The following is an 18,863-nucleotide window of genomic DNA, read 5'->3' as shown; positions in this document are numbered from 1 at the left end:
GAGCCATCATAGAGGGCGTACCCTAAAGCACGCCCTTATTCGTTGTGCAGATGGAAGGGTTCAAACTCCCCGCTGGCATTCAGACGTGTCCCCCAGACCCGGTCACTGGCCTGATGATCAGTGCTGTCAAAGTAGATCTTTTCTCCAATCCCCACATCCACATCCTTGAGGGATTCCAGAGTATCCACCAGGGATTCCGTCGTGAAATAGCGGCCGGCCCGGTCCAATGAGTCGGCAAACAGGGACGCCACAATGTAGCCTTCAAGGGACACGAAATCGGGAGATTCACTGGGATAATATTTCTGTAGTGCTTCCCGGTAGCGCAGCACCCAGGTAGCGAAGGAATCCACGGGGGGCACCACTTGTGTCACGATAATACCATCAGCGTACTTCAAACCCAGTTCGCGAAACTGTTCCGCCAGAGCCTTCGCGCCGACGAAACTGACATTGGCGATCAGGCCGTTAAAGCCCGCATCACGAAGGCGCTTGGTAATGCGACTGCTGGCATTGTAGGTGCCTATGACCACCAGAGCATCAATCGCATCCAGGTTATTGATCATTTCGCGTGCCGCACCCTCAATCTGAACGCTGTTGCGTTGATAGGTGTAACGGGGAATATTCTGGGGCACAATTTTATAGTCGACCAGAGCATCCTCAACGCCTTCCATACCGCTACGCCCATAGCCATCATCCTGATAGAACACGGCAATCTTTTCCGGCGCTACCCCTTGCTCGATAAAGTACTGGATGATAGCCTCGGTTTCCTGGTCATAACTTGCCCGGTAATTAAATATATATCGCTCCGGCGGATTCTTGCGCAGCATTTCCGCGCCGGAGAATGTGCCGAAAACAATCGTGCGGTTTTCCAGGGCAATTGGCACAATCGCTTCTGCGGTTGGAGTTCCCACATTACCAATCAACGCAAAAACCGGCTCTTCCCCTTCCAGCAGTTTTGCCATATTGGCCCGCGCCGCCACCGGCTCATATCCATCATCCAGCGCACGCAGCTCGAGCTGGCGACCATGGATGCCACCAGACTCATTGATTTCCCGGAACCGGGCATCTATACCCAACTGCATAGAACGCCCCAGCTCCCGGGCACCGCCACTGAACGCAGCGCTCATGCCGAGCCGGATCTGATTTTTACTGACACCCGATGGAGTCTGCCAACCATGCATCTCGGCATAAGTATCGAAGATTGCATAACGACTTTGTGGTAGGGCAAGAGTCAACAATACTGCCAGTGCAACCACCCCCAGGGTGGCCAACCAACGTTTATAGCGGAAACGGGATCCCTTTGAATTGCCGTTAGCAACTTCCGTGGCAGCACCAGGCGCTCCCTCAACCACTCGGGTTTGCATACTGGATTCGGTAAACCCATTGCGCCCGCCCAACGAACCATTACTGGCTCCCTGCCCCATCCCATATTGGCCAGGGAAAGATGGGGAAGGCATCGAAGGTTGCGTCTTGATCGCCACTTCTTTGGCAATTGTCGCAGAGACCAGGATCGGTTGGCTTAAGGACCTCTCATCGGTATGTATCGCCGGGTCAATACGCGTGGCAGTATCCATTTCCTCGATCTGCCCCATCGCTCCCGCTGCGCGAAAAGCCGCATCGAATTTCTTGGCTTTCTCCAGGCTGATATTTTTCTTTACCACCACCCGGCGATGGCTGAATAATTTGGACACTCCCTGTTCATCCAGATGCAGACTGGCTTTCAGCCTCTGCCTGACTTCGTCTTCATCGCAGCCGGATTCAAGCTCACTGTAAAACACAAACTGGAAGGAATCGGGGTTGTCTGTGGGAACCTCCATTTCCTTGGAATATTGTCTTATGGCCTTCTGACCAATGATCTGGATATCTTTTAGCAGGCTCTGGGTATCTCCATAACGGTCCTGGGGATCGATTGCCATAGCCTTCTGGATAACCGGCTCAAACACCATGTTACGTGCGTCCAGCAGGCGCTCCTTGACCATGGGTGACGGACCGGAAACGCGCTGCTTGGCCATGATTGCCTGCGGGTTCTCTCCCCGAAACGGCTTTTCCCCGGTGATGCAGAAATACAGAATGGCGCCCAGGGCATAAATATCAGCGCGATGATCGATATTACGGGAACCTTCAATCTGCTCTGGAGCCAGATATCCGGGAGTCCCCATAATCATCCCCAGCTGGGTGTATTTCAGATCCTGCTCTCCCAGTGGTTTACTGATGCCGAAATCCAGGAGTTTTGCCACAGAGTGGTCGCCGGATACTCTGGCCACCAGGATATTCCCCGGCTTCAGATCCCGATGCACGATATTCAGTTGGTGAGCCGCCTGCAGACCGTTGCAGATCTGCTCCATTAACCAGACAACATTTTCCAGCGGCAGTCCCTGGCGATGCTCGACCAGATCCGACAGATTTTCCCCCCGCAGATATTCGACCACCAGGAACATCATGCCTTCGTCGGTATTGCCGAAGTCATGTACATGCATGACATTGGGATGATTCAACTGACTGGCAATGCGCGCTTCACGAAAAAACAGCTGCACGAAATCCCGGTCATCCATACCGGCTTTCAATACCTTCACGACGACCAGCCGGTCCAACGACAACTGGCGCGCAACATAGACCAGACTCATGCCACCTTCGGCCAGCCTGGATTCGATTCGATACATGCCCTTGAGTATCTGCCCGATCAGAGGGTCCGGCTTCTCTGCTGCGACCAGGGTAGCGCCGTCATCGGGGCAAACTCCCCCCTCTGCATATTGTTTGGAGCATATTGGGCAAATTTTCATGCAAATCCTGTTTACTTGGTATTCGATCGCCTCAGGGGATCAGCTCTGAAGATGGTATGCGGATGCCGTATCCCATGGCTGGTTGACGAAGCCGAGGAGTCAACTGACCTAAGTATAGACAGAAATATCCCTGCCAACTGTTATCTCGCGTAACAGAACACGTTGTTTTTTATGCAAACAGGCTTACAACAGAAACGGGAAAGTGGAAAGACGGAAAGGTGAAAGGGGGATAAATTTCTCAGCAGTGAGTCAGAGAAACTTCCCCCGGTTCTTTAACGACGACCTTAAGGCACCAGGACGGCTGCAATGCTATAAACCAGTCCAAATACTATGGACCAGTCCAGGTGACACCTCTATGGATAGGTCCAGATTACATCAAACCGCCATTGTCCATCAGAATGGTAGGGTCTGGTCTGATAATAATGGCGGTCACCATGATGGTATCTGCGATTCCAGTACTTCCAATGAGGATATCCATGTCCATGACGCCATTTCGGGTAGCTTCGATTACGTTGGTTATGGTGATATTTACCGTGGTTGTGATGCCTGTTATCCCAGTTTTTCTCCCACTTTCTTGAGCCATGCCCAGACCAGTGGCCATCATTATGAGCAACCTGATAAGAAGTATCAGACACCGCATATCTGCCGGAGTTGTCACTTGCCCAGGTATATCCGGTCATACCCAGGCTAAGGATGATCAGTGTTAACAGTTTCTTCATTGCCAGCTCCTTTTCGTCTTTTAATGGTGCTAATTTACCCCCGGCGACCTGAACTCAGGATGAATGCACGGGGCCCATTAAAAAAGACGCGAGCTGGCGTTTTGGAAGGCCACTCAATGGCTAGCGGTAGCTGTCATACCAGCGGTATAACCACTGCACCTGCGGTTGAATGCGATTGTTCAGTTCAGCAATCTCGGTTGGAACACTACGGTTCAGGGATATCGGATATTTTGCCGGCATACACAACGGCGCCAGCAGAGCAGCGGCGGTCAAATCGGCACGGCTGAAGCTGCTTCCGACCAGGAAGGGCTGCTTTTCCAGCTGATGATTAACCCGCTCCAGAGCAGCCAGAATATGCTGCCTGGATTCTTCTGCGGTTTCCTGGCTGATGTTCATACTCTTACGCATGATCTTCGACAGCTTTCCAAAAGCCAGACGAAGAACGATCCCCGCATACCACGGCCCCTTGTGGGCCAGCAGCGGCACAGCGGTTCCCGGACTCTGCAAAATCCAGTGATAGCAGAACCTTCTTACATGAATACCAAATTCACCATTGAGGTAACGCTCCCACTCCAATGCGGCAGCTTTCTCGGCAGGGTTCACCGGCGTCAGCGAACGCTCGGGATATTTCTCATCCAGATAAGTGAGGATGGCGGCGGAATCCTGGATGACTTTGTCGTCATCGACCAGCACGGGAACACAGCTCTTTGGTGCAAGGCCCTTGATGACAGAGATATGCCGACCCGGCATCAGGTTTACCTGCTCGTATGGAACACCTTTATATTCCAATGCCCAGCGAACCTTTTCACAAAAGTGGGAAATGGGAAATTGATATAGTTTGATCATCCGAAGTTAAGTCCGTGTAGGTTTTTATTCATGACATTAATACATCATCATGCAGATTTTCGTGCGGCAATCCACAACGATTCCAGGCTGAGGTTCACCCTGGCAGCCAAAGCCAGATAGTGACGAATGCGATCCCCGGGCATACCCTGACATAAAGGTAAGCGGCTTATCTCTTCTATACTGACCCGGTGGTATCGCACCAAAGCGGCCATATCCAGCCAGGGATTTCCACGACCGGCATATTCCCAATCCAGGATTACCAGACGTCCCTGGTCCAGGCAGAAGTTACCCTGATGTAAATCGTGATGCACCAGGCAATTGGGGGTCTGCGGTAAATGAAAGAAGTCATCTATCAGCTCTTCCAGCTGCATCAGATGTTGATGATCCTGCTGGTGCTGAAATCGCTGCCGGTAATATCGAAACAAACTGTGATAGTCGAATTCAGGTACCGCCAGAATCTTCTGCATATCGTTCACGGCAGACAACAGCTGTGAATCATAGCCGGAAATCTTGTGAGAAGACTCTTCATCCCCAAATTGATCCAGGCTCAGTCCGTGATGCTCCATCAGACACCATCCTTCGTCCAGCTCGTAATGCAGAATATCGGGGGACCAGGAATAGGATTTTATCGCTTTGAGCACTTCCCACTCCATGCTGCGGTTTGCCCCAAAGGCGCTTTGGGCATCGGCATTCAGCCTCAACACCAGAGTCCGGCGATCACACTCACCCCATAAAACCGGATTGGCATCGCCCTGGGAGTGTAGTGGTCGCCAGTTGACTTCCCGACCAAGAAAGCGGGCAACCAGAGCCAGTCGCGAATCATCATGAAAGTCCCGGATGTCGGCGTCAGCCACACTGCCAAGCTGGGATGGTTGAGGGACTTGATCCTTGTCGATCATAGGGATTCCTGCACTTATCTTGGCGTCTTCATGACGAAAAAGTTACAATGGGGCCGTCTCATCGGGGTGTCTCCAGAGGACTGAGAAAAACCCGTAGAACCTGATCCAGTTAATACTGGCGTAGGGAATGGGGCTGACTGAGCTGCTGGTACTATCCACACGCCTACCTTTCAAGATCTGATTCTTGCACTCGTCGCCATCTCCACGCCTCAGATTATGAGGAAACCTTCATGATGTCCATGTTGAAAGTTCACCGGCTGTCGCCGCTAAGCCTGGCAGCCCCGCTTCTATTTGCTTCCACCATCGCCCTGGCGGACGACACCGGGAGCAAAGAGTCGCCACCAATACTGACTGTTTACACCTATGACTCCTTTGTCAGCGAATGGGGTCCCGGCCCTCAGCTGGAAAAACTTTTTGAGGCTCAATGCCAATGCGATCTTCAGTATGTCGGCGCGGAAGACGGTGTCAGCGTCTTGAACCGCTTAAGATTGGAAGGTTCAAACTCCAAAGCCGATGTAATCCTCGGCATTGACAACGGACTGATGGAGGAAGCCCGTGAGACCGGTCTGTTCCAGCCTCACTCCGTCAATGCGTCCGGCATCAGCCCGGCTCTGCACTGGTCAGACGGCACTTTCGTTCCCTTCGACTATGGATACTTCGCCTTCATCTATGATGCCGACAAAATCAAGGAGCCCGCTGATTCCATGCAGGCGCTACTGGACTCCGACGCCAGCATCATTTATCAGGACCCACGCACCAGCACCCCCGGCCAGGGTCTGATGATGTGGATGAATTCAGTGTACGGCGATAACGTAGCAAAGGCCTGGGAGCAGCTTGCCCAACAGACAGTGACCGTCACCAAAGGTTGGTGGGAAGCCTACTCCATGTTCCTGGAAGGTGGTTCCGACTATGTACTCAGCTACAGTACCAGCCCGGCCTATCATGTGGTGGCGGAAGGGAAATCCCAGTATAAAGCAGCGCTTTTCAAGGAAGGACACATCCCCCAGATTGAGGTGGCGGCTGTCGTCAAAACCACTGATCACGCTGAATTGGCAAACCAGTTTCTGGCTTTCCTGATTTCAAACGACGCCCAGCAGGTCATTCCGGTGACCAATTGGATGCTGCCGGTGATTGATAATGTCGAACTCCCCGAGGCATTTGATCATTTGATACAACCGAAAGACATTGGCTTTACTCCGGACTTTATTGCCAACAACCGTAAAAGCTGGATTAAAGAGTGGCGATCAGTAGTAACTCAATAGCCAGCCTTCCCCACGCCGGCACAGCGCAAAAACCAACCTCCAGTTCGCCCCAATGGGCGGGCTGGACGGTTCTTATGCTGATGGCCAGCGCTACTCTGCTGGCGTTTTACGGCTTGCTGAGTTTCTCGGGGGATTCGTTTCAATGGGATGTCCTGAAGGATCCTTACCTGCTCAGCATCTTGCGCTTTACCCTGTTGCAGTCCTGTCTCAGTGCATTACTGTCCGTGCTGCTGGCCTGGCCAGTCGCACTGGCCTTACTCCATCTACCCGACAGTCGACAAAAACTCTGGTTCCTCAGCCTTTGTGTCCTGTGCTTTGTATTACCCACTCTGGTCTTGATAACCGGCATCGTTGCCCTGCTGGGCCAGTCAGGCGTACTGACTCCCTTAATGGGCGAACAATGGAATATTTATGGCTTAAGCGGCATCCTGCTGGCACACGTGTACCTCAATATGCCATTTGCGGCCCGGTCTATTTATCTGCGACTGGCAGCGATACCCGCCGGGAACTGGCGTCTGCTGCAACAATTGAAACTCAGTCGCTGGCAACAGTTCCGCTACCTGGAGTGGCCGGCCGCCAGAAGTGCCACATGGATTACCCTGGGGTTTGTCATGGTGTTGTGCTTCAACAGCTTTGCCGTCGTATTGGCGCTTGGCGGCGGTCCCAAATCCACGACTTTTGAAGTCGCTATTTATCAGGCATTAAAGTATGACTTCAACATTCCGGAAGCCCTGGTGTTGTCCTGGATTCAATTAATCGTCGCCGGGGGCCTCTATCTTGTGGTCAGCGCCTGTGGACAGGTCTCCTGGCTCGGTCAGGAAATCAAAAGTCGCCTGTACCTTCCCAAGCCAGACCGGAAAAATAGTATCTTCTATCGCGCGACATACGGGCTGGCCTGGCTGTTTCTGTTAGCCCCATTGCTGGCATTGATACCCAAAACCCAAGGGGTATGGTCGAACGGCGCTTACTGGCTCAAGTTAATACCTCCCCTTGCCACTTCCCTGCTACTGGCATTAATGTCTACGCTGCTCTCGGTGACGATGGCTTATGCGGTTCTGCAACCTTATCGGCGGGCTCTGAGAACCCGATCCAATGCGGCAATTTGGTTGGACGGACTGGCATCGCACACCCTGGTCGTTCCTGCCATGGTCCTTTCTGTCGGCTTGTTCGTGTTTTGTCTGCCTCGAATCGACATCGATTACTGGGGCTTCACTCTGGTGTTTCTGGTCAATGCCCTGGTCAGTGTCCCCTATGCCCTGACCCAGTTGAAGCCAGCGCTGGCCAGCTATGACCAGCAATACTGGCCGATTATCCAGACCCTCAAACTGGGCTTCCGGCAAAGAGCATATGCCGAGTGGAAATTCATCCGGCCGGTACTTCTGACTGCGGCGTCTTTTGTATCGGTATTGGTGATGGGTGACGTGGCAATCTACTCGATATTCGGAAATCAGGACTTTGTTACCCTTCCCTGGCTGATTTATGGATACGCCAGCACTTATCGGATTGCCGAAGCGGCGGTTGCCTCACTGTTGCTGCTGGGGATCAGTATTATTCTCGTTCTGACACTGGAAAGACAAAGAGCCCGTTATGCTTAGAGTTTCCGAACTCAAAATCCAACGCCCACCACAGAATTTCCATTACGATTTCCAGATTAATTCTGGAGAAATCGCGGCCATTCAAGGAGTCAGCGGCGTTGGAAAATCCACTCTGCTGGAATGCCTGGCCGGTTTTATCCAGCCTGTCGCCGGTGAAATTTACTGGAATGATCTGGATCTTCTATCTTTGGAACCCAGACAACGACCTGTGTCCATGCTGTTTCAGGAACACAATCTGTTCGAACATTTATCAGTGTACGACAACCTCAGATTAGCATTGGGCAAGAATGCTGATCGCGATATTCAGATAGCGGCCAAGGCACTGAACGTTCAAGAACACCTGGCCAAACTGCCGGTGGCATTGTCAGGCGGACAACGACAGAGGATTGCCTTGATTCGAACACTGTTACGTCCGGAGCCATTGATACTGCTTGACGAACCGTTCTCTGAACTGGACGACAGTACCCGCTTTACCGCCACGGCCTGGACCCGGGAACAAGCCAGAAGCCGTCATAAGACTATGCTGGTGGTCACCCACCAAGCGGAAGATGTCACCCGCCTGACGGATCGGGTGATCAACATAATTTAGCCAACGCCAGAGAAACAGTCAGTGTTCGAATATGCGCTTGATTAAATTGCTCTGCTTAAAGGGCGAATAATTTAAAGTAAGATATTTCCCAAAGGAGTCTTTCTTCATCTTATCCCTGTCAACCGACCCGTCCTTTTTGAGATCAAATGAATGAGTGACAACTCCCTCCAGGGAATTAATCTTCATTTGACCATTCTCATACTGGGTTTGAAATATTGGTCCACCCGAACTCCCCCAAAATGCCAGGCAATTGGTATCCAACAAGGTTCCATCATAACCAGGAGATTTGGCTAAAGGAGGATTAGTGCCGATCTTCCTTTGTCTGATGCAGTTTATTGAGGCAATCCTCATGACTTTCCGGCTTTTAGTTATGGGATAGCTAACCAAAAGAAGCGAGTCGCCCTCTTTCGCCAGGGTATCGACATTGACAGAGATATCCTGGAGTTTGACTCTCCCTTCCGTATATTTTTTCTGATAATACAAGACTGCAATGTCATTAACTTCGTCTCCCGGACCATCATACCGTATAGCCGTGATTGGAATCCTCAGGTCGTCATCGTCAATCATTGCATCCGTGGAGTACACGAAATAAAAATCATCCGGATCGTCATTCTCGTAAAAACAGTGCTTTGCCGTTAGTAACATTCCATGTCGAATGATGGTCGCACTGCATACCAAATTATCGTCATCATTAAACAGTGGAACCACAAAGCTAAAGTCATCCATGAGTATTCTTTTGGGAGCGCTGTTGACCTTCTTCGGTTGAGCATCCACTTCCGTCATTCCAATAAGAGTTCCGACAACAAGCAGAGCCAGCAAACATTTGGGAGCTAAATGATCCATCAGTTATACAATCCCTTTAATATGGACGACATCGCATGGAACAGGGGATCTGGCACCGATTGGCTCGCCAGGCCATATCCCAGTCATACGACCGAACAGTATGCAAATAATAAATCGCCGTCTTCAATGGCGAGCATTGGCAAGACACTGGGTAGTGGCTTCCGCGACATGTTGAATATTGACGAATGACTGTGTAAGAGCACGCAGGCCAGAGTCAAACTCGCAGGTCAAAAGCTAGCAAAACCAATAGACCGAAGCAGACTCAAAGTGGAATGGCGTTATCCTTCACTTAGATGTAACAATCCATCTCATATCGACATACTAACGGCTTTCCTAACCGATTTTATGTTAAACATTTGTAAATGTGATATCTCTTAAACCTTATTTTACGAGCCGTTTATGAGATCGCCATTTACGAGATCACGGTATAGGGGAATCATGGAACTCCAGCTGAAGCGCTGCATACTGATGACTGGCCGCTCAAAAGCCGTGCGTATCAGCTCCACTGCCTGAGACACAGAATCATACCGGCATGAGGCAGGAAACATTTCCGGATAGCTCAACCTGTCAGGAACGACCGGCCTGCAGCCCAATGCAACGGCTTCCATGACAGACAATCCCTGGAACTCATGCAGGGCCGTCGACAATACAACATCACTGCGTTGCAACCAGGACAAATACTCCCGGCGGGAGCCGGCATATGCGTTGACAACAATATGCTCATGAAACTCGTCTGCGATCCGCTGAAATACCTCAGGGTGCTGCCGAAACCGTTTTCCCAGCAACAGCAACCTGAATTCCCGTGTCTGATATCGAAGTTCCGCCAATATGGCGTATAACTCATCCAGCCCCTTGTCGTATTCCACCCGATGGTTCCAGACGATGGTTGGCAATTGCCGGCTCGCAACAGTGCCTTCCTGCTGATGATTGAATTCGTCTTGAAAGAGATCATCCTGCAGGGGCACGGGGATGACAGAGCTCTTGCCTGCGACTGCTTCAGACAGCGTCTTGTCGACAAAATCCGGCAGGCGGTCGATAAGCCCCTCCAGGCCACTTATAAAACTATGCCGATTATGTTGGGAATTAAACACCACATGATCACAGGCCATTGCGCTGTATACATTGACGACTGCCGGATCAATACTGGAATGTTGTTCATCAGAGACTGGATAAGCCAACTGGTTTTCATGGAAATAAACAACCCAGCGACTTCGAATGAGGTTTGGGAAGAGTCCTCTTAAAGTGGCACAGTCGACCATAGAAGTCGCAATGACCAGATCATAGGAACGGGACAAGTCATCTTTCCTGGTCATCCACCAGTTGATGGGATTACCACGAATACGCCAGCGAAAATGTCTGGCTGGCAGAGTCAGCACTGTCCATTCATGCTCCCCCAGATGTTCAACCAACCCTTCCCGCCAACTGCGGTGGCTGTCTATGTCATAGGCAGAGAGTAGAAGTATTCGCGCCAAAATGTGATTGCCTTGATGCTGTGCGTTCAGACCATGGCATGGCGGAGGATGCTTCAGCGGTTCCTACTGACGGTCACTCATCCACCAAACCATATTTTCTCAGTATCTCCTGGTATTCAGAAGATTTCTTGAAATCGGAAAGAGCCTTGCTGAATGAAGTGGGCAGAGACATTAACCGAGGTTGTCTTGAGAACAGAAGGTACACGGGTGACGGTTCCGCCACATGCCCTTGCATCACTTTCACACCGTCAATCCCCAATTGTTTAAGCGCATGCAGCCCCACATATCGATTCACGATGTAATAGTCGGCTCTGCCGGCATTCAGGGCAGCAAATCCCTGCTCAAAAGAGTCGACGGGGAGTTGTTCGATATCAGGATCTTCTTCCAGAGTACCGACATAGTTATATCCCCGGTTAACGATAAGCCGTTTACCTTTCAGCAGCTCATTGGTAATTGGTCGGGAAGTGTCACAGGACTGGCAAAATAACGTAGAAACACTGTAGCTCATAGGCTCTTGGGGGATATAAAAAGTCCTGCTTCTTTCTTCATTCGGACTGGCATCCAGTAATCCGTCGGCAAGCCCCTTCTCCACCATCTTCATTGCGCGCTTCCAGGGCACCAGTTTAAATGTGACGTCATACCCCATGGACTGCAAAACCTGGGTGGCTGCCTCAACATCAAAACCAGGCCGCACAGGATTTCCGGTAACGTAAGGAGGCCAGGTGTCCGAAACGATCAACAAACGCTGTGGAGATTCAGCTCCTGCGAGCGTTGCCAAGCCCAGCAGGTAAATACATACCCATTTCTTCATTCCTGATATTCTCCGGGGAAAATACGGCTTCCGGCGATGTGTATCTGATTTTGTCCAAAATACCCTGTTTGACACTGTTTACCCCGATTTGACACTTTCTACCCCGAAAATGGCTTATCACCTGCTTAGCTGCTATTGTCCCTTCATATAGCGACTTTCATATCGTTGCTTTCGATTAGTTGCTTTCAATTAGTCGTATTCAAATAGTTGCTTTCACAAAAATGACGTTCAAAACCCTCGAATGCTTCTTTCACTTCACCGTGTCAATCCGGTTCTTATGGCAGCAGCTAGGGTGATCGCTAAGGCAGCTATAAGTACTTACCCTGACACAAGTTGGAATTAACCGTCTACTATCGTCATGCAACAAAAAGTTAACACAGTGCTTTCAATGGTGGTCTTACTGTCCATATCCATCATGAGTGGATGTGCCATCAATAGCCCACGTGAAGCCCCTGCCAACCTTATGGGCAGGACAAATATCGAGAATTCCGACCAGCTGCCGGCCAGGCAATGGTATCAGGCCTGCTTCCGGATGCCTCTGAATGAGAATGGCGAACCGGACTTTACCATTGATTACATTCTCGCGGACAAGGTTGTCGCTCCAACGCTGCAGCGACATGTTGCCCGGATATCACTCTGGCGGTTTCATCGCCGTTCTGCCCGGGACGTCACCGGACATCAATTCAGCTTTCTCTACTATACCGACGAAGACACGCATTCTGAGATGGCCGGGGAACTGCAAAACAACCCGTTTCTCAGAAAGCTGATGGAAAAGGAACAGGTAATACGATTCATACCCCAGTGCCGTGGCGGCAAAAACCGTCAACAGATCAGCTCCACCAGCGACCCTCACTGGGATCCTATGCTGCAAAAATCCTGGCCCTATTTCATCATGGGGGTCAGCGCCAGCTGGCTGAGCCTCATCCATCAGGCCGATATCGCAATCGAAGGTGGAGAGAATAACATTGAAGCAGGTGACTCTGACAGTCGTACGACAATAATTAACAACGAGAAATCAGACCTTTATGCACGTTATGAACAGATAGAGGCCAAGGTCACAGAGATCTGGCAGGAAGAGGGCCAGCATGCCTATCTGCACCACCTGAACGCTCTGTTTGGCTATGAACCACTCAAGATTCAGAAATGGTTGAGCTTTTGACTTGTCCGGCATCAATCATCGGAGCCCGACTCCCCCCTATAATAACGATAAGATTAGCGTGGCGGCCTTAGCTGCCTACCGGTTAACCGGAAGAGAAGATGGCGATATTTGTCTGGAAGGAAAGTTACTGTGTCGGCATCAAGATTATTGATGACCAACACAAAGTGCTTGTACGCATCATTAACGAGCTGGATCTTCTATTGCAGTCAGACTTCTCCGTGCAGCAGGCACGAGCCTTGTTCGGAGAATTGCTGGATTACACAAAATACCATTTCGCCACCGAAGAACGGCTAATGAAAATCGGCGGCTATAAAAAGTCAGCGCTTGATGCCCATCTTAAGCAGCACTATCAGTTTATAGACGAGATTCACTCACTCAATAACGAGAGTATTCCAGTATCAGCAGACGAAGCCCAATTGGTCATGAGCTACCTGACCAATTGGCTGAAGAACCATATTCTCAAAGTAGACCGTCAGCTGGCCAACTATTTGCTCCGACAGGAGAAACCACTACCGGAAGGCGGCCCCGTATTTGTTCCCATGGACGAACTGGAAGCTTTATACCAGTCACTGGGTCAGGCGGTAATGTTGTTGAGACAGCAATACGACAGTGGCCAGGAGTCTTCTTCACGTCAGGATTCAGCATCCGTGATTGATTGCCTGAACCAGGCTCGATCCCTGTTGCAGGAATCCACATCTTTAATTGAACAAGCCAGCAGAAACCTGTCAAAATCGGAGGAGAACTAGGGCCTGTTCAAACTAAGAGAGCTCCCCTTTTAACATGCTTTACTTCGCATACGGCTCCAATCTCTACAGTCAGAGACTGGCAAACCGGCTGACCAATATCACCCGCATCGGCCACCGCTTGTTGCCGGGCTTTCAATTACGCTTTCACAAAGTCGGATGGCGGGACCAATCCGCCAAGTGTGATGCCTTCAGAACCGATCAGGAGTCCGATTGGCTACACGGAGTCCTCTACAATATCCCGGATAATCAGCTATCGGTGCTGGACCATATCGAAGGCCTTGGACATGGGTATGAAAGGGAAACCGTACAGCTCTTCGATCATACTTCCCGCCAGGCGGAAATGGCATTTACCTATATTGCGACACTGATCGATCCATCATTAAAACCCTATGACTGGTACCGACACCACGTTGTCCAGGGCGCTATAGAAGCGGGATTTCCAGAAGCCTATGTACAACAGATTTTGCAGATCGAGGTTATCGAGGACTGTGATCTGGAGCGGGCTGAGAGAGAGTGGTCCATTCACCGCTGAAGTGGCTTATTCACCATTAAGGTCTGACCGGCTTTCATATCTGGCCAATTTTCATGTCAGCCCCACTCATTTATCTGATCAAAGCTCAACGCATGTATTTGTTCAGAATCGTCTGATATGTGGATATACCATCACCGTTATCATCCGTCTTCAGGGAATCAAGAGCCTTCTGGAATGCGTTAATCACCGCATCCGGCGTATCCTTGTGGAACGCATAGTAGTTGTCCCCGGCTGAACCAAAATCCCAGACTACTTCAAACTCGTCGGTTTTCGCCCCTTCCTGCTTCAACAACCAAAGCGCCGCAAGATGGCCATAAGACCACATATCAATTCGACGGGAATTAAGCATACGGGCAGCAATATCGGGATAGGGAACAACCTGTCTGTTCTTTGCGGGGATGTTATGGTCGTCCAGCACCAGATCTGCAATATCACTCTTGATGGCCACCACCGAATATTCGGCAACGTCAGCCAATGAGTTGACTTTAAGGTGTCGGTCCTTGCGGGCCAGCAGCACGATAGGAGAAGCCGCCACCGGGCCAACCCAGCGCACCAGCCCTTCTCTTTTCGGGTTTCGCGTCATCACAAACAAAACGGTGTTGGGAACGGTCATGATCGTGTGATATCCGCGGGCCCACGGATGAACCATCACATCCTCACGGGTTTTGGTAGACCCCAGTTTGGCAAAAATCTGCTCCAGCAGGTCAACCGAAATACCGGTGAGTCTTCCGTGATCCACATAATTGAACGGAGGATAGTCTTCCGTCATAAAACGAAGACCATGAGTGGGATCTGTCGCTGCCTGTATCTGTGGTGCCAGCAACAGGGCACAGAACAACGCGAATAACCATCCATTTAATCTGCTACGCATTTGAATTCCCCACTACCACGCCCCCCGACGGATAACACATTCCATTGATATATTGAGGAGCGTTTACCGCTGATATCACCCTGGTATTCAAAACCATCTTTCAGGATGATCGGATGGGTACTGTCATATCATTTTGATATGCCTTCAATTTTAGTTTTAACCGACTTTACACTGCCGTCAACTATCGTAAGGAACTATCGATGTCTGCATCGGAGTGCAGATTACTCTATACAGGGATCTGTCGGAGCCCAGATTACTCTTACTCTACATAGGACCGAAGAATGCTTTCGTAGATGGACAGACCATCCTCACGCTTTTCGACTTTTAATTCATCCAGCGCTTTCTGGAAAATCTGCAGCGTGCTGTCCGGTGTATCCCGGTGGAATGCGAAATAAAGATCTCCGGCAGAGCCAAAGCTCCATACAGGTTCAAAATCCTGGGGTTGGGCACCCTGCTGTTTCAACAGCCATAGCGCGGTTCGCTGACCGTAAGACCACATATCAATTCTGCCGAAGATCAACATTCTGGCAGCGATATCAGGATGCGACACGGTTTGACGGATGTTCTTGGGTATTTTGTAGGTATCCAACATCAGCTCACCCATATCACTGCCAACGGCAACGACAGACAGTCCGTGAAGATCGGATAACTGTTGTATCTCGAAGTTACGCTTCTTACGGGCCATCAGAACCACTGGAGCGGTTGCAATCGGGCCGACCCAGCGGAACAACTCTTCACGATCGGCACTGCGCCGGGTACTGAACAACATGGTATTGGGTTCATTCAGCACCATTCGATAGCCACGCGCCCAGGGGTGCAGTTCAATATCTTTTCTGGTTTTATGTGAGCCGATACGGCGAAAGATTTCGTCCAGGATATCCACCGAGCTTCCAGTCAGCCGATTATCCACAACGAAGTTATAAGGGGGGGAGCTTTCGGTGATAAATTTAATTCTGGCCGCCGGGTCCGCAGCTCTAGCCTGACCGCCAGCCATCAGTAGTGACAATACCAGACTAAGCCCCCATACCGGGACAGTTAATCGACTACATACCTGAACCATCTATCAACCAAGAGCAACCAGGGCAACAAGCTTCCGCATTAATAACTTAAGTATTGTGCCACCCTCAAATAGCGTCAACCATAAGAATATTCCTCCGGTCTGTTGCGTTGTGCGTCCGCCCGGTTAGACTATTTGACATAAATCCCGGGCTGGTGCCCCCGAATACTGGACTTTTCTACACCCATGAAGCTTTTACCCCATATTGAAGTTAACCCAGCAGACCCCGTCCGCAGTACTGTCATCTGGCTACACGGTCTGGGGGCCGACGGTAACGATTTTGCCCCCGTCGTCCCAGAACTCCAATTACCTGATGAGCTGGCCGTACGATTTATTTTTCCTCATGCCCCCAGCCTGCCCGTGACCGTAAATGGCGGCTATATCATGCCTGCCTGGTACGACATTCTGGAAATGAGCATTGATCGTAAAATAGATACCCCACAACTGCTTCAGTCAGCGCAAGCCATAGAAGCATTCATTGACAGGGAAATTGAACGGGGAATCCCCTCCGAGCGTATCGTGTTGGCAGGCTTTTCCCAGGGCGGCGCAGTGGCTTATCAGGTAGCCTTCGGAGGACGCCACATGCTGGCAGGCGTCATGGGGCTATCTACCTATTTTGCCACCTCAGAAACTATCCACTTTACCCGCCAGGATCCGGACTTCCCGATTCTGGTCTGTCACGGAACACTCGATCCGGTAGTTCCGGAAGTTCTCGGGCAGAACGCCTGTCAGCAATTTAGCGGCCGGGGATTTCACCCAAGGTACCTGACCTACCCGATGGAACATCAAGTGTGTCTGGAAGAAATCAAAGATATCGGGTTGTGGCTGCGGGAGGTACTATCGTTTGAGATATAACCTCCAGTTGAGATATAGCCTTCGGTACATTGCGGCAGGCCTCGCAACAATCAGTCTTATCCTGATGGCCCAAACCGGTATCGCAGCCACCGACAAATGCACACCATTGGCGAGAACACCAATGGAACGTCTCTACTGCGAGGTCACCAATAAGGGTGAGGGCAAGTCACTTCCACCATTTGATGACTTCCGCCGTAACACCCCTCAAATCCAGGCATTGCTGCTAAAGCGACCTGCTGAAAAACTTGGCCTGAAGATTCCGGCGGATACTCAAGCCACAACGACCGCCACGGCAACAGACTCTCATTCGGCCTCCCGGACACAAGCGGCCAAACCTCAAGCGAGTCGGAAAGCTGATGTGGACACATCCCAGGCAAAAAGGACTCAAAGAGAACCGGGTACCCCGGAGTCTGATAGTTGCCAGTTGCATAAACAATCCATCACCTGTAGCGGACGACAGTTCCAGCTGGTAGAAAACCTGCCGAATAAATCGATCTCTCCAACCGCTTTGCAGGCCACTAATCGCTTACAGCTACCGGATTGGAATACCCAGGAACAGCCTTCAGAGCATCTCTATCTGACATCCGCCTACCAGGTCTATATCGACAAGATGATGGAAATCGGTCTGGGCGCAGCCACCATGAGCTTCACTCGTTTCCATCACAATTTTCAGGAAGCCAAAGAACAGAACCGGGACTTCCAGCAACGCTTTGCCGATATGTACGAATACCTCAAAGAAGACAAACGGACCATGTCGACGCCAAAACGCCTGGTGAGCAATGGACCGGAAGGAATTGAGTATTGCGATTATCTGAAGAAGAACCTAATCGTATGCGATAACGGTTTTCATAACTGGCTGTATCTGGCGAAATAGTTGAGGATGGGCACAGACGGAAAATGAAAGCAAAGCAGGGAAAGCAAGGCAGAGGAAGTAAGGAGAATAAGGAAAGCTAGGAAAGAAGCGGCCGGCATTGGGGGACCTGGGCTGGCCACTTTGCCTTTAGGGGGCGAGTATGCCTACCCGCAGCCCCCCATCCCGACCTGGTTATTGACTATACTGTTTCAGGAGTATTTATCAACCCTTGTTTGCGCTGCAAAGTCTCAGCGTGGGTGGGTTTCAGTTCAATCCAGGTCGCCTTGGCTGCTCCGCATAACCTTCCCTGACTATCATACAAAGCCGTTCCGGCATAATTCTTTCTGCCGTCTATACCAAGGCTCCATCCCAGTACCACACATTCCTCCCCCGCTTTGGGCAAGTGATTCACTTTGCCATTAAAGGAACCCAGCAAGAGCACTTTCTCCGGACCAAAATCCAGCGCATATGCACCGGTACAATCCAGTGCAGCCCAGAGCATTTCGGTTGGTATATCCCCTTGATCGTCCGTCAGTGTCTGGTCAGGAATCCAACTCGCTGCCACCAAATCGTGACGGCTATCCCGGCCAGGGAAAATTCTCAGGCCATCTCCGGGAAGACGTGCCGTACCACACACAAAGCAGTCAGGGAATGGATGCTTGTAATGGCCAATGAACCGTTCAGAAGCCGCTAGAGCTTCCGCATACGGAATGACGCTAGGCACTTCAAGCTCCAATCCCGCAGCAGGTTGTCCTGTGGCAATGACCTGCTCTCCGTTCCTGAGCTGGACAGCACCATCTTCACTTTGCCAAACCTCCAGTTCTAGATCCAACGGAGGTGGTGCCATTAGCCTGATTTCAGCGGCATCACCGCAATAGCGCGACAACAGTCCACTGACGTAACCGCCGTTACCTGACCCCGGGGGACCGCAAAATCGTTGTTTTACTGTGACTGCATCCAGATACTTCATTATCAGA

General features: G+C 50.8%; 18 protein-coding genes and 1 riboswitch. Of the genes, 8 read left to right on the top strand and 10 right to left on the bottom strand.

Annotated features, from left to right (window positions below; translation table 11 throughout):
* Positions 1 to 35: 35 nt before the first annotated feature.
* From BTA51_RS16065 to BTA51_RS16050, 4 genes are all read right to left on the bottom strand, one after another.
* Positions 36 to 2,777, bottom strand: coding sequence for an ABC transporter substrate-binding protein (locus BTA51_RS16065; protein ID WP_094709014.1), 2,742 nt, complete (start codon positions 2,775 to 2,777; stop codon positions 36 to 38).
* A 353-nt stretch (positions 2,778 to 3,130) separates the two neighbouring features.
* Complete coding sequence (locus tag BTA51_RS29950; protein WP_141215615.1) at positions 3,131 to 3,496, bottom strand: hypothetical protein; 366 nt, start codon at positions 3,494 to 3,496, stop codon at positions 3,131 to 3,133.
* Between the two features lie 120 nt (positions 3,497 to 3,616).
* Positions 3,617 to 4,342, bottom strand: coding sequence for a glutathione S-transferase family protein (locus tag BTA51_RS16055; protein ID WP_094709010.1), 726 nt, complete (start codon positions 4,340 to 4,342; stop codon positions 3,617 to 3,619).
* A 47-nt stretch (positions 4,343 to 4,389) separates the two neighbouring features.
* Entirely contained in the window at positions 4,390 to 5,241 is an 852-nt protein-coding gene (locus tag BTA51_RS16050) for a phosphotransferase (RefSeq protein WP_094709008.1), read from the bottom strand.
* Positions 5,242 to 5,293: 52 nt separating this feature from the next.
* Positions 5,294 to 5,385, top strand: a riboswitch (TPP riboswitch).
* A gap of 86 nt (positions 5,386 to 5,471) precedes the next feature.
* Here BTA51_RS16050 and thiB point away from each other — a divergent pair.
* From thiB to BTA51_RS16035, 3 genes are read left to right on the top strand one after another with little or no spacing between them, the layout of a single operon-like run.
* Positions 5,472 to 6,503 (top strand): thiamine ABC transporter substrate binding subunit, encoded by a 1,032-nt coding sequence (gene thiB, locus BTA51_RS16045; protein WP_094709006.1) that lies wholly within the window; start codon positions 5,472 to 5,474, stop codon positions 6,501 to 6,503.
* A complete protein-coding gene (locus BTA51_RS16040; RefSeq protein ID WP_246841064.1) occupies positions 6,479 to 8,098 on the top strand; it encodes an ABC transporter permease subunit in 1,620 nt (539 codons plus the stop codon). Before thiB ends, BTA51_RS16040 begins: the two co-directional genes overlap by 25 nt.
* The gene (locus BTA51_RS16035) at positions 8,091 to 8,687 is read left to right on the top strand and encodes an ATP-binding cassette domain-containing protein (RefSeq protein WP_094709004.1); all 597 of its coding nucleotides are present in this window, start codon (positions 8,091 to 8,093) and stop codon (positions 8,685 to 8,687) included. Before BTA51_RS16040 ends, BTA51_RS16035 begins: the two co-directional genes overlap by 8 nt.
* 18 nt (positions 8,688 to 8,705) lie before the next feature.
* On the opposite strand, the gene BTA51_RS16030 is transcribed toward BTA51_RS16035, so the two are convergent.
* The 3 genes from BTA51_RS16030 to BTA51_RS16015 form a co-directional block, all read right to left on the bottom strand.
* Positions 8,706 to 9,530 (bottom strand): serine protease, encoded by an 825-nt coding sequence (locus BTA51_RS16030; protein WP_094709002.1) that lies wholly within the window; start codon positions 9,528 to 9,530, stop codon positions 8,706 to 8,708.
* A 386-nt stretch (positions 9,531 to 9,916) separates the two neighbouring features.
* Positions 9,917 to 11,002, bottom strand: a complete 1,086-nt coding sequence (locus tag BTA51_RS16020) for a DUF3524 domain-containing protein (RefSeq protein ID WP_094708998.1) — start codon at positions 11,000 to 11,002, stop codon at positions 9,917 to 9,919.
* Between the two features lie 73 nt (positions 11,003 to 11,075).
* Complete coding sequence (locus tag BTA51_RS16015; protein ID WP_094708996.1) at positions 11,076 to 11,813, bottom strand: ABC transporter substrate-binding protein; 738 nt, start codon at positions 11,811 to 11,813, stop codon at positions 11,076 to 11,078.
* Positions 11,814 to 12,201: 388 nt separating this feature from the next.
* Between BTA51_RS16015 and BTA51_RS16010 the strand changes: the two genes are divergently transcribed.
* The 3 genes from BTA51_RS16010 (at position 12,202) to BTA51_RS16000 (ending at position 14,250) form a co-directional block, all read left to right on the top strand.
* Positions 12,202 to 12,972 (top strand): hypothetical protein, encoded by a 771-nt coding sequence (locus BTA51_RS16010; RefSeq protein ID WP_094708994.1) that lies wholly within the window; start codon positions 12,202 to 12,204, stop codon positions 12,970 to 12,972.
* A 98-nt stretch (positions 12,973 to 13,070) separates the two neighbouring features.
* Complete coding sequence (locus BTA51_RS16005) at positions 13,071 to 13,718, top strand: bacteriohemerythrin (protein WP_094708992.1); 648 nt, start codon at positions 13,071 to 13,073, stop codon at positions 13,716 to 13,718.
* A gap of 34 nt (positions 13,719 to 13,752) precedes the next feature.
* A complete protein-coding gene (locus tag BTA51_RS16000; RefSeq protein WP_094708990.1) occupies positions 13,753 to 14,250 on the top strand; it encodes a gamma-glutamylcyclotransferase family protein in 498 nt (165 codons plus the stop codon).
* A gap of 85 nt (positions 14,251 to 14,335) precedes the next feature.
* Here the strand turns inward: BTA51_RS16000 and BTA51_RS15995 are convergent, their stop codons facing one another.
* The gene (locus BTA51_RS15995; RefSeq protein WP_094708988.1) at positions 14,336 to 15,121 is read right to left on the bottom strand and encodes an ABC transporter substrate-binding protein; all 786 of its coding nucleotides are present in this window, start codon (positions 15,119 to 15,121) and stop codon (positions 14,336 to 14,338) included.
* Between the two features lie 259 nt (positions 15,122 to 15,380).
* On the bottom strand, positions 15,381 to 16,181 hold the full coding sequence (locus BTA51_RS15990) for an ABC transporter substrate-binding protein (RefSeq protein ID WP_094708986.1): 801 nt from the start codon (positions 16,179 to 16,181) through the stop codon (positions 15,381 to 15,383).
* Positions 16,182 to 16,364: 183 nt separating this feature from the next.
* On the opposite strand from BTA51_RS15990, the gene BTA51_RS15985 reads away from it, so the two are divergent.
* Together BTA51_RS15985 and BTA51_RS15980 are read left to right on the top strand one after the other, a co-directional pair.
* The gene (locus tag BTA51_RS15985; protein ID WP_094708984.1) at positions 16,365 to 17,033 is read left to right on the top strand and encodes an alpha/beta hydrolase; all 669 of its coding nucleotides are present in this window, start codon (positions 16,365 to 16,367) and stop codon (positions 17,031 to 17,033) included.
* Complete coding sequence (locus BTA51_RS15980; RefSeq protein WP_094708982.1) at positions 17,023 to 17,907, top strand: hypothetical protein; 885 nt, start codon at positions 17,023 to 17,025, stop codon at positions 17,905 to 17,907. The genes BTA51_RS15985 and BTA51_RS15980 overlap by 11 nt, the downstream gene beginning before the upstream one ends.
* A 178-nt stretch (positions 17,908 to 18,085) precedes the next feature.
* Here the strand turns inward: BTA51_RS15980 and BTA51_RS15975 are convergent, their stop codons facing one another.
* Positions 18,086 to 18,856 (bottom strand): hypothetical protein, encoded by a 771-nt coding sequence (locus tag BTA51_RS15975; protein WP_094708980.1) that lies wholly within the window; start codon positions 18,854 to 18,856, stop codon positions 18,086 to 18,088.
* Positions 18,857 to 18,863 lie beyond the last annotated feature (7 nt).

Source organism: Hahella sp. CCB-MM4, from assembly GCF_002260525.1.
Taxonomy (GTDB): domain Bacteria; phylum Pseudomonadota; class Gammaproteobacteria; order Pseudomonadales; family Oleiphilaceae; genus Hahella.
The sequence above is the reverse complement of the archived record's forward strand: the minus strand, read 5'-3'. Positions and strand labels throughout refer to the sequence as shown.